Annotated in this window: 8 protein-coding genes; 6 read left to right on the top strand and 2 right to left on the bottom strand. The window is 39.5% G+C overall.

Annotated features, from left to right (window positions below; translation table 11 throughout):
- Positions 1-57: 57 nt before the first annotated feature.
- Entirely contained in the window at positions 58-1,509 is a 1,452-nt protein-coding gene (locus tag ABJK37_RS19910) for a TrkH family potassium uptake protein (protein WP_348357534.1), read from the bottom strand.
- Between the two features lie 740 nt (positions 1,510-2,249).
- Here ABJK37_RS19910 and polA point away from each other — a divergent pair.
- Positions 2,250-5,000, top strand: a complete 2,751-nt coding sequence (gene polA / locus ABJK37_RS19915) for a DNA polymerase I (protein ID WP_348357536.1) — start codon at positions 2,250-2,252, stop codon at positions 4,998-5,000.
- Between the two features lie 445 nt (positions 5,001-5,445).
- Here polA and yihA read toward each other — a convergent pair whose 3' ends face one another.
- Complete coding sequence (gene yihA, locus ABJK37_RS19920) at positions 5,446-6,054, bottom strand: ribosome biogenesis GTP-binding protein YihA/YsxC (protein ID WP_348357538.1); 609 nt, start codon at positions 6,052-6,054, stop codon at positions 5,446-5,448.
- Positions 6,055-6,260: 206 nt separating this feature from the next.
- On the opposite strand from yihA, the gene ABJK37_RS19925 reads away from it, so the two are divergent.
- The 5 genes from ABJK37_RS19925 to glyS all read left to right on the top strand — a co-directional run bounded on the left by ABJK37_RS19925 (position 6,261) and on the right by glyS (position 12,037).
- Positions 6,261-6,884: a c-type cytochrome gene (locus ABJK37_RS19925; RefSeq protein ID WP_348357540.1), complete on the top strand. Its 624-nt coding sequence runs from the start codon at positions 6,261-6,263 to the stop codon at positions 6,882-6,884.
- 477 nt (positions 6,885-7,361) lie between these two features.
- Entirely contained in the window at positions 7,362-7,871 is a 510-nt protein-coding gene (gene yihI / locus ABJK37_RS19930; RefSeq protein ID WP_348357542.1) for a Der GTPase-activating protein YihI, read from the top strand.
- Between the two features lie 16 nt (positions 7,872-7,887).
- Complete coding sequence (locus ABJK37_RS19935; protein WP_348357544.1) at positions 7,888-8,346, top strand: DUF2489 domain-containing protein; 459 nt, start codon at positions 7,888-7,890, stop codon at positions 8,344-8,346.
- 716 nt (positions 8,347-9,062) lie between these two features.
- Entirely contained in the window at positions 9,063-9,968 is a 906-nt protein-coding gene (gene glyQ / locus ABJK37_RS19940; RefSeq protein ID WP_348357546.1) for a glycine--tRNA ligase subunit alpha, read from the top strand.
- Between the two features lie 2 nt (positions 9,969-9,970).
- The gene (glyS, locus tag ABJK37_RS19945) at positions 9,971-12,037 is read left to right on the top strand and encodes a glycine--tRNA ligase subunit beta (RefSeq protein ID WP_348357548.1); all 2,067 of its coding nucleotides are present in this window, start codon (positions 9,971-9,973) and stop codon (positions 12,035-12,037) included.
- Positions 12,038-12,046: the final 9 nt, after the last annotated feature.

The following is a 12,046-nucleotide window of genomic DNA, read 5'->3' on the forward strand; positions in this document are numbered from 1 at the left end:
TACTTCTAAATTATTGATTTTTATGTATTTAAACCTAAGGTAGCGCAACTAAAAACCTTAGCTACGCCAAAAAGTAGGAGAAAATAACACCAATAAAGAGAACACCTCTAACCTTCCAAACAGCATTGCAATAATTAACAACCACTTACCACCATCAGACACTCCTGCATAAGTAGCCGCGACTTCACCTAGACCAGGTCCTAAATTATTGAGTGTTGCCGCCGTAGCGCTAAAGGCTGTTACATCATCCATACCTGTGGCAATAAGGGCCACCATGATGATCACGAAAATCATGGCATAGGCTGAAAAAAATCCCCACACTGCTTCCACAACTCTATCTGGTAGTGCTCTGTCACCTAGTTTAACCGAGTACACGGCCTTTGGATGGATTAAACGATCGACTTCACGCTTTCCTTGTAAATATAGTAGCAACACTCGGATAACTTTAAGCCCTCCTCCTGTTGATCCTGCGCAACCACCAATGAAACTTGAAAAAATTAGCATTATGGGGAGAAACACTGGCCAGTCTGAAAAGCCAGTTGTGGTGAATCCAGCAGTGGTACTCATCGAAACAGATTGAAATAAGGCTTGATCAAATGCGACGCTTGAATCCTCAAACCAACTAAATTGGATGAGTACAATAAAACAAATCAAAACCAAACTAATTTGAATCACAAAGAACGCTCTCAATTCAGGATCATAAAAGTAACCTTTTAAAGAGCGTCCACTTGCTGCCGCGTAATGTAATGCAAAGTTCAGTGCCGCAATCCATAAAAATACAACACAAACTATGTTAACACCGACACTATTGAAATGACCTATACTGGCGTCATAGTTACTGAATCCACCTATAGCAATAGTCGAAAACGCATGACAAATGGCATCAAACCAATTCATACCCACAACCCAAAAAGCTAAGGCACAAACAGTCGTTAATGATAAATAGATGTACCAAAGGTGCTTCGCAGTATCAGCAATTCGAGGAGTCATCTTCGAATCTTTTACAGGACCAGGAGTTTCTGCGCGGTATAGCTGCATTCCACCAACCCCTAAGATTGGTAAGATTGCCACAGCAAGTACAATGATCCCCATCCCTCCTAACCACTGAAGTTGCTGACGATAATATTGAATCGCTTTTGGCAAATAGTCGATTCCTTCGATTACTGTTGCACCAGTTGTAGTCAGCCCAGAAAATGACTCAAAAAAAGCATCAGTTGTCGACATTTGAGGCTGCTCTAACAACAAAAACGGGAGGGCTGCAAAGCTAGCTAGAACGGTCCAAAAAAGCACCACAATTAAGAACCCTTCCTTTGCTCTTAAGTCGTACCTAAAACTTCGATTTGGATACCAAATAGTTAGCCCTGTAGTTAAACATAAAACAAATGCCAATAAGAATGGCAAGCCACTTCCGTCTTCATATATGACGGATACTATCGCTGGCGGGATCATTGTCACGCTAAACAAAGCCACTAAAAGTCCTAAAATTCTAATAATAGTACGGTATTGCATAGCTTAGTTTTGACTCAAAATATGTGCGCCACACAACACACTTGGCAAAATAAGTGGAATGAAGTTCGAACTTGGGTAAATCATTGGTTTTATTATTTTTCTTATAATTATCATTTGCTACGTATAGAGCCAAAGTCTAATTCAAAAAATAAACTTATGTAATTAATGTTCGTGATTTCGATTAAAAAAATAACAGAAAGGTGCTGTTCAAGGAATGTATCAAGGTAAACGGGAATAATAAATTTTGTTTTCTACTTTAATTAATACAATGATGAGCAATTTTGTTTGCAAGCACTTACAAACAAAACTACATTGTTAGATGATGGCGTTTCTAGTGCATCAATAGGGCTGTAGAATACGCCAATCAAGGCTTATAATTTTTTTTTAACTATTCCCCCTAAAAGAGACTTAAAATAATTTAAAAATGTTCTTTTCTAGTGCTTAACATGAGTGTATCTTCTACGTTGATTTTGAATACGTGTCAGCTAGCTTCAAGATTTTATCCACATAACAAGAGTCGTTAAGTTTTTCATTGTTGAAATAAAACTCTTTCGATAAACATATGTTTATTAAGACAATTTTGCTTTTTTATTATAAATGCACTCTTCAATATATTAATTATCTAATACGTTATCTACATAGTTATCCACAAAATATTATGTGGGTTTATGATAAATTCCTTCTCTTATTACTTTCACTTAGATTCACAACTTTCTAAATTTTATATATGGGCTCTAATTATGGCATCTGAAGCAGAAACACTCTCCAACCCGCTAGTACTAGTAGACGGCTCATCTTATTTATTTAGGGCATATCATGTCCCTTATTTACAAGCGCTATCCACTTCTTACGGACAGCCCACTGGCGCAATAACCGGTGTGTTGAATATGATAAAAAGCCTACAGAAAGATTATCCAGGTGGAAATATTGTGGTGGTGTTTGATGCTAAAGGAAAAACCTTTCGTAATGATATGTATCCAGAGTACAAAGCCAATCGCCCTCCTATGCCGGATGATCTTAGAACCCAAATTGCTCCATTACACGAAATCATTCAAGCAATGGGTTTGCCACTGCTAGTAATAGAGGGAGTCGAAGCAGATGATGTGATTGGCACTCTTGCTAATCAAGCAACCAATCTCGGTATGGAAACAGTTATTTCTACTGGTGACAAAGATATGGCCCAGTTAGTTACACCTCATGTGCGATTGATCAATACCATGACCAAAGTGGAGATGGACGAAGCGGGTGTAGTAGAAAAATTTGCAGTAAGACCAGACCAAATTATTGACTACCTTGCTTTGATGGGTGACAAGGTCGACAATATCCCAGGAGTCGACAAGTGTGGCCCTAAAACAGCTGCAAAATGGCTAAATGAGCATGGTTCGCTTAAAGAAGTCATGGCCAATGCTGACAATGTAAAAGGCAAAGTTGGCGAACATTTGCGTAATGCCCTGAGTCATTTGCCACTATCCTACGAATTAGCAACAATTAAAGTTGATGTAGATTTACCTGAAAAAGTACAAGACATAAAAGCGACAACAGCCGATTTAGATAAGTTGCTTGCGCTGAGCAGTCAATTTGAGTTGAAAAGATTGGTAACCGAAACTCAACAAAGAATGGGACAATCTTCTGGTTCTCAAAGTTCTGAAGCAAATGAACAAAAAGACCAAAACTCTGATGCCACTAACTACGTAACTATTTTAACCCAAAGCGATTTTGATCTTTGGTTAGAAAAACTCAAGTCAGCTGAAATGTTTGCATTTGATACAGAAACCACAAGTCTAAACTATATGGATGCTGAACTGGTAGGAGTATCATTTTCGGTATCGGTTGGTGAAGCGGCCTATGTTCCCGTTGCCCATGATTATTTGGATGCCCCTGAACAACTTGACCGCAATCAGGTATTGAATGCTCTTAGACCTCTTTTAGAAAACCCTGCGATTAAAAAAGTTGGGCAACATCTTAAGTATGACAAGAACGTACTCGCCAATTACAATATCAATTTACAAGGTATAGCTTACGATACTATGCTCGAGTCATATGTATTGAATAGTGTCGCCACCCGGCATGATATGGATAGTTTGGCAGAATTCTATCTGGGTAAATCCACAATTCATTTTGAAGACATTGCTGGTAAAGGTGCTAAACAGCTTACTTTTAATCAAATCGAAGTAAAAAAAGCGGCGCCCTACGCAGCTGAAGACGCAGATATCACATTACAGCTTCACAATGTTCTTTGGCAAAAACTGAGTTCGGAAGAAGACTTAGTAAGTGTCTTCGAGGAAATTGAACTGCCGTTGTCTCCAGTTTTGGCCAAAATGGAACAATTTGGCGTGCTCATAGATAGTCAAAAACTTGCACAACAGAGCCAAGACTTAGCTTCGCGTATCTTGGAGCTAGAGAAAGAAGTACATGAACTTGCTGGTGAAGAGTTTAATTTAGGATCCCCGAAACAATTGCAGGAAATTTTGTATAAGAAGATGGATTTGCCTGTTTTGAAGAAAACACCTAAGGGCGCGCCTTCCACAGCTGAAGAAGTGCTTCAGGAATTGGCCATCAATTATCCTTTGCCTAAATTATTGATGGAATATCGTGGCTTAAGTAAGTTAAAGAATACCTATACAGATAAATTACCAAAAATGATTAATGCTCGAACCGGTAGAGTACACACCTCTTATCATCAAGCTATTGCGGCGACAGGCCGATTATCTTCTACCGATCCGAATCTACAGAATATCCCTATCAGAACAGAAGAAGGTCGCAGAGTTAGACAAGCTTTTATTGCTAGAGATGGGTATACGATCGTTGCCGCCGATTATTCACAAATTGAGTTGCGCATAATGGCACACCTGTCCGGTGATAAAGGTCTTTTGAACGCATTTGCGACAGGGCAAGATATCCATACCGCCACTGCATCTGAGGTATTCGACACTCCTATTGAAGACGTCACTACTGAACAAAGAAGAAATGCGAAGGCGATTAACTTTGGTCTAATTTATGGTATGTCAGCGTTTGGTTTATCCAAACAGCTTAATATTCCAAGACACGATGCCCAGAAATATATGGATCTATATTTCGAACGCTACCCAATGGTATTAACCTATATGGAAGACACCAGACAAATTGCGAAAGAAAAAGGCTATGTCTCTACCGTATTTGGACGGCGCTTATACCTTCCTGAAATCAATGCCAGTAATGGCATGCGTCGCAAAGGAGCGGAGCGAGCAGCGATAAACGCGCCCATGCAAGGCACCGCGGCTGATATCATCAAGAAAGCCATGTTGGTGGTCGATCAGTGGATTGAAACCTTACCTTATGATGAGGTTCGCATGATCATGCAAGTACATGACGAATTAATTTTTGAAATTAAACAACAAAAATTAGCTGAGTATCAAAACAAAATAATTTCGCTAATGGAACAGGCCGTGCAACTAGATGTTCCGCTTATTGTTGCTGCAGGGGTTGGCGACAATTGGGACGAAGCACACTAGCGCCTTATATTTTAGAAAGGTGGTTTAATACCAAAACGCTCTTGGCTTATTACTACTTTTTAACTAGACTTCGAGCCGTAGGGTACAGAGGTCAGATATTATCTAACCTTTGCTTGAACCTCGGCCATGTGCCGAGGTTTTTTTTATCTGAAAATATTTTTAATTAATTTTGAACTTTATGATTTAAGAAACCTCTTATGTACAGTTTATGTGTGTCTCTATGTGTTTTAACCCCATTGTTTAATGGGGTTTTTTTTGCCTAAAATTCAGGATTTTTATGTAATTCAGTTAATAAATAGCAGAGTAAATTTCGAACGGAATTAGAAAAATGTAGTTTAATTACGAAAGGTGGAAATATACTTTAATTCAGCCGGTCTGTATTAACAGTGTTATGTGTTCTCAATTTTTTGGCCCTACTTAATGTGTGTAGGGCTTTTTTTATGCGCTAAACAGTTTTCCTTTCATATCCATACCAACTATCCAATTTTTGTTCTAAATTTTCTAGTCCAATACCACTAAGAGAAGAAAACACATCCACTGAAACGTCGCCACAAAAAGCCAGCGCCGCTTCTCTGACCATCATCAACTGATTTTTGCGCTTCCCTGCTTTTAACTTATCAGCCTTAGTAAGAAGGGCAAGTACAGGTAAGTCAGCGGCAACTGCCCAATGTATAAGTTCTTGATCGAGATCTTTGAAAGGATGACGGATATCCATCAATACCACCAACCCTTTAATACTTTCTCTTTTTTGCAGGTACTCCCCCAGAGATTTTTGCCATTTTTTCTTTATGGCAATTGGCACTTTTGCATAACCGTAACCTGGCAAATCTATTAATCTACGATTTTCGTCTAATTGAAATACATTGATTAATTGTGTCCGACCAGGAGTTTTACTGGTCCTAGCCAAGCCTTTCTGTCGAGTTAATTTATTTAAGGCGCTGGACTTCCCAGCGTTAGAGCGACCAGCAAAAGCTATTTCAACTCCCTCATCTGGTCCTAAGTGCGTAATATCAGGAGCACTGATACTAAACTTTGCTTGACTATAATGACTCACTTGTTCTCCTGAAATCTCTGCAAAACTATTGTTATTATACTAATTTTTGTGATTATATCAGGGAAAACGGTAATGGCTGCGCACTTAAAAATAGATAAAAATACAACTTATGTAATGAATTCATTTTACTGTCGTCGTAAATGTGTAAAATACCCAGTTAAGATTTTTAAGAATAGCCAGCTAATCAAATGCTTAATGAGATAAAGATGAAAAATATAGTTCTGCTAGTCTGTTTGTTTATAGGTTTTAATGTAAGTGCGGTTGAATCAGGTGATGCCGAAAATGGTAAAGCGATATCCGGTACCTGTGCTGCTTGCCATGGTGCGGATGGGAATAGTTTAATCGCTATCAACCCAAAACTAGCTGGTCAACATAAAAACTATTTAGTTAAGCAGCTACAAGAATTCAAATTGGCCAGTCAAACTGGTGGTAAAGAAGGCAGAAATAATGCTGTGATGAATGGTATGGCAGCAGCACTATCAGAACAGGACATACTTGATTTATCTGCTTATTTTTCTAGTCAAGAAGCCACAAAGGGTGAGGCTTCAGAAGACGCCGTCACGCAAGGCAATAAACTCTATGTTGGTGGCGACTTACAGCGCGGTATCACAGCATGTATTGCTTGTCATGGGCCAAAAGGAAATGGTACCAGTCTATCTGGATTTCCGGATATTAGCGGGCAACACTCAGAATATATAGCGGCACAGCTGAAAGCTTTTCGTTCTGGTGAGAGAGCTAACTCGCTTAACGGTATGATGGCTGATATTGCCAAAAGAATGACTGACAAAGATATTGAAGTTATCTCAAGCTACGTTGCTGGACTTCATTAATCGTAACATTTCGCGACTAACCAATGACTCAATTATTGGTTAGTCGGCATTACTCTTCAGAAAAAGTTCATTATTTTGTATCTCAATTGTAAATAAGTTGTAAATTTTTATTTATCCTGTATTCTCTCGTGCAAATAAAAACAAAATGGAATTACAAGCTATTAGCTTGTCACGGAAGTAGCAAAACAACGATAGTTGTTTTGCACTTAAAAGCCTTACGGGAAAACACGGACGAAAAATAAAGTGTCAGGAAGATCTATAACAATAAAGTATCTTTGTTAAGAATAATAATAAGTGAAGATAGAACGGATTTGTGCTGTTTAGGATGAACAAATATTGGGAGAAGTGTCAAACGACACTCTTATCTATGAAAAAGCGATAGTCTAACTATCGCTTTTTTTCTGTCAAAAATTCGCTGTTATCGCGCTTGTACTAAGGTAGAATCACGCCCATATTAAAGCCCTACACAGGTGAGCTATGGCTAGGCAGAAAAAATCTCGTAAAGTTGGTAAAATTGGCGTCGCCAAAACATCTTCAAATGTACGTAAACCAACAGAAAAACGTGTAAAGAAACATCTGGGAAAACCAGCTGGAAGTCGCAACAGTGAAGCACTAACTGACAGCCAAGGTCCTAAAAAGGTTGTTAAGGATCCAAGACATGGCAGTAAAAAGCCGGTTAGTTTGATTGTAGAATCAAGCGAACATAGAACTGTATCCAAAAAAATAAAGTACTTTTCTCCTTCTCAAGAGCTTGCCGCAATTGAACAAGATCCACGGTTAGCCTCACTTTTGAATAAAATTGAACAAGGTAAAAAGATTGCCAGAGAAGATCAGCAATATGTAGATCACACCTTAGCTAGGCATAAAGTACTTTGTGATTTACTTGGTATTAGCAATGACGATGAGAATCATGACGTGTCTACAAAGCAAGAAGTTGACCTATTCTCACAGTTTGAATCCATCGATATTAATGACTTTAAAGATTAAGCAGAAGTAGCCCTATATGAAAATGCTGTTGTTGCTTGTCGCATTAATTATTATTGCAATTTTGGCGTTTTATGCCGGTTCTTTGCTGTTTAAATTAAAATTACAGCAGCAGATACGAGAGCAAAAAACTCAGAAACGAATCGAAAATATATGCCAAAGCATTCAAACTATTGCCAAAGCCATGGAACAACAGCAATGTAACTTGTCAGAAGGAAGTATAAGGCTGTATCACCTTTTAGAAGCCTTACCTATAAAAGATAAACCGAATTTTGAACAACAGTTTCCAATTTTATATTCACTTTACGACCAAGTAAAAGCGCTGCCGACCCATGAAGATAGAAAAGCGCAAAGTAGCATTGAAATAAAACGCCAAGATACACATAGGGAAGAATTGGAAGCTAAGCTAGAAACACAAATATTAAATGAGGTTTCAATTTTAAAAACCTTGAAGTTGTTTACAACCTCGCAATCTTAGCGCTTGCCGTCCAGAAAACGACTTTAATTACAAAAACAATCTATTGTATTATCGTTTACCATGCTTACAGCTTACACAAGGGTACGACATATCGTTGTTGCTACCGACAAAATCCCGGTTTCTTAAGAGCCTTTGCCATACAATCTGACTGTCGGGTAGAAGTAGGCACATCGCTTTTGGTGGACTATCTATTGACCATAGTATTGCCGTCGACAAACTGCCAAATATCTTCATGATAATCCAATCCAGACGCTTCGATAGCTAAATATGCTTTAGCGTTTTTAATAATTGATTGAATTCTTAAACGACTTCGGCTATTCCTGAAATTGTCATTAAACGCCCGATATCTTTATGTGTAAGTATTTATCTTTTTTAGGGTCGATATTGAAAAATGCCGCTTCATAATGATTTTTTTTTAATATGGTAATCCAAACCAACTCCCGCTTGTTGACCTTCAATGGCAAAATTTTGCAAACAATTCCTGACTGGTTAGCACCGCCGTTGCCCATGTAGTGTGATGGTAATTTAGATAGGTTTTATCATCAGTTACCCAACTAAAGGTATTTTTTGCCATTTGGAGCCCACTAGTTACGTCAAAATGCTGTTTTAATCGCCTTTAAGCCTACATAGAGTCCACGACAAAAGGTATACTTGCCGGCGTTTTTTTAAATTAATTATTGGAAAGGCCTAAGTAGGCTGAGGAAACGCTAGAGAATATGCAAAAGTTTGATTGTAAGACATTTCAAGGACTCATTTTGGCGCTTCAAGATTATTGGGCGCGACAGGGTTGTGTAATAATCCAACCACTAGATATGGAAGTGGGTGCGGGTACATTCCATCCAATGACATTCCTAAGGTCAATAGGCCCAGAACCTATTAGCAGTGCCTATGTGCAACCTTGTAGACGACCTACGGATGGTCGTTATGGCGAAAACCCTAATAGACTCCAACATTACTACCAGTTTCAAGTAATGCTTAAACCCTCACCAGACAATATTCAAGAACTGTACTTGGGCTCTTTACGTGAGCTTGGTTTTGATCCACTTGTACATGATATTAGGTTTGTAGAGGACAATTGGGAATCGCCGACTCTTGGGGCGTGGGGCCTGGGTTGGGAAGTTTGGTTAAACGGTATGGAAGTCACGCAATTTACTTATTTTCAACAAGTTGGCGGCCTAGAATGTTCTCCGGTAACAGGCGAGATAACTTATGGGCTCGAACGTTTGGCGATGTATATACAGGGTGTTGATAGCATCTATGATTTAGTATGGACCGATGGACCAATGGGTACAGTCACATACGGGGATGTATTCCATCAAAACGAAGTAGAGCAATCAGCCTATAACTTCGAACATGCTGATGTTGACGCCTTGTTCGCAACATTTGATCAGTGCGAAAAAGACAGCGAAAGGTTGATTGAAGCTAATCTCCCGTTACCTGCATATGAGCAAGTGATGAAGGCATCGCATGCATTTAACTTGTTGGATGCCAGACATGCGATTTCGGTTACAGAGCGGCAACGCTACATTTTAAGGGTCAGAACCCTTTCTAAGGCCTGCGCAAAGGTTTATTACGAAGCGCGAGAAGCACTTGGCTTTCCAATGTGTAAGAAGGAGAAGTAGCCATGCGAACTGATAATTTATTAATTGAGATTGGAACAGAAGAACTTCCACCAAAATCGTTGGTGAAATTAGCCCTAGCATTCAAAGATAATATTGAGTCTGCATTTACTCAGAGTGATTTCTCATTTAGTCAGATTAACTGGTATGCATCACCACGTCGCTTAGCGGTGATCGTTGAAAATTTATCTGAGTTTCAAGCGGATAAGCAGGTAGAGAAGCGTGGACCCGCAGTTTCCGCGGCTTTTGACGAAAATGGAGAGCCGACAAAGGCAGCGCAAGGTTGGGCGCGTTCTAATGGAATAGATGTAGACCAAGCTGAACGTCTAAAGACTGATAAGGGCGAATGGTTATTATATCAAGCGCAGGTAAAAGGAAGGGCTATTGGCCAAGTGTTAGCTGTTATAGTTGAAGATGCATTAAAGGGTCTACCTATTCCTAAACCGATGCGTTGGGGTTCAAAATCTACACAGTTTATTCGTCCAGTTCATACCGTTACCATGCTTTACGGTGCGGATCTTATTGAAGGAGAAGTATTAGATGTAGCTTCAGGGCGTATTATTTGTGGTCATAGATTTCATTCTGACGCCCCATTTGAGTTAGATCATGCAGACAGCTACCTAGAGCAGCTAAAACGACACTATGTCATTGCAGATCATGGTCAGCGCAAGGCAAAAATTCTGGCGCAAATTCAAGACTTAGCTAAGCAAGAAAACGCTGTCGCTGATGTTAACGATGAACTTTTGGATGAAGTGACTGCGTTAGTAGAATGGCCTGTAGCATTAGTGGCAAATTTTGATGAGTCTTTCTTAGCCGTGCCAAAAGAAGCGCTTATTTACACCATGAAAGACGACCAAAAGTACTTTCCGTTGTTAGATGGTAATGGCCAGTTAAAGTCTAAGTTTATTTTTATCACTAATATAGAAAGTAAAGACCCGCAAACTATTGTTAGTGGTAACGAAAAGGTTATTCGGCCAAGGTTAGCTGATGCGGAGTTTTTCTTTAACACAGATAAAAAACAAACCTTAGAATCCCGCCTTGAAAGTTTGAAAACTGTATTGTTTCAAAAGCAGTTGGGTACAGTTTACGAAAAGTCTCAGCGTATAGCGTCTATGGCAAAAAATATTGCGTCAATGGTTGGTGCCGATCAAGACGCCTCATATCGAGCAGGATTGTTGTGTAAAACAGATCTAATGACCAATATGGTTATGGAGTTCCCAGATGTTCAAGGTGTTATGGGCATGCATTATGCGCGTGTTGACGGTGAAGCAGAAGCTGTAGCCGTAGCGTTAAATGAACAATATATGCCGCGTTTTGCGGGTGATATATTGCCTACAAACGATGTAAGTCTGTGTGTAGCATTAGCGGATAAGATTGATACCTTAGTGGGTATTTTTGGGATTGGTCAAACGCCCAAAGGCGACAAAGATCCCTTCGCGTTGCGTCGAGCTTCAATAGGAGTGTTACGAATAATTGTTGAGAAAAATCTGCCTTTAGATTTAGTCGATTTGGTAGATGCATCAATAGTGACGTTTGAAGACAAGGTAAAAACACAAGAACTCCAAACTAAGGTAGTCGATTTTGTGTTAGCACGATTTAGAGCCTGGTACGCCGAACAAGGTGTCGCTGCTGGGGTTGTACAAGCAGTGGCAGCTAACCGCCCTACTCGTCCTGCTAATTTTGCAGCTAGAGTTGAAGCCGTAAAATCCTTCAACACGTTGGAATCGGCGGATGCCCTTGCTGCTGCGAATAAACGCGTTGCCAATATATTAGCTAAAAATGCCATTAGTGAAGAAATCAGTTTCGACCCTACTCTAATTCAAGAATCTGCTGAAAAGGCCTTGGCAGACTCATTGGAGCTCGTAGAAGCACGTATTCAACCAATGATTGAACAGTCTGATTATGCTAGCGCTTTAACTGTGTTGGCAGAACTTAGACAGCCAATTGATGCATTTTTTGAGAATGTTATGGTTATGGCCGAAGATGAGTCAATTAGGCGAAATAGATTGTCACTATTATCTCGCCTTAGAGGGTTGTTTTTGTGCTGTGCAGATATCTCGGTATTAAATTAAGTTTCGCGA

Source organism: Paraglaciecola sp., from assembly GCF_039964565.1.
Taxonomy (GTDB): Bacteria; Pseudomonadota; Gammaproteobacteria; order Enterobacterales; family Alteromonadaceae; genus Paraglaciecola.

What these genes read in the sequence shown, in the direction of transcription:
- glyQ (WP_348357546.1), top strand. Translation starts at nt 9,063, where the DNA reads ATGCAAAAGTTTGATTGTAAGACATTTCAAGGACTCATTTTGGCGCTT.
- polA (WP_348357536.1), top strand. Translation starts at nt 2,250, where the DNA reads ATGGCATCTGAAGCAGAAACACTCTCCAACCCGCTAGTACTAGTAGAC.
- glyS (WP_348357548.1), top strand. Translation starts at nt 9,971, where the DNA reads ATGCGAACTGATAATTTATTAATTGAGATTGGAACAGAAGAACTTCCA.
- ABJK37_RS19935 (WP_348357544.1), top strand. Translation starts at nt 7,888, where the DNA reads ATGAAAATGCTGTTGTTGCTTGTCGCATTAATTATTATTGCAATTTTG.
- ABJK37_RS19925 (WP_348357540.1), top strand. Translation starts at nt 6,261, where the DNA reads ATGAAAAATATAGTTCTGCTAGTCTGTTTGTTTATAGGTTTTAATGTA.
- ABJK37_RS19910 (WP_348357534.1), bottom strand. Translation starts at nt 1,509, where the DNA reads ATGCAATACCGTACTATTATTAGAATTTTAGGACTTTTAGTGGCTTTG.
- yihI (WP_348357542.1), top strand. Translation starts at nt 7,362, where the DNA reads ATGGCTAGGCAGAAAAAATCTCGTAAAGTTGGTAAAATTGGCGTCGCC.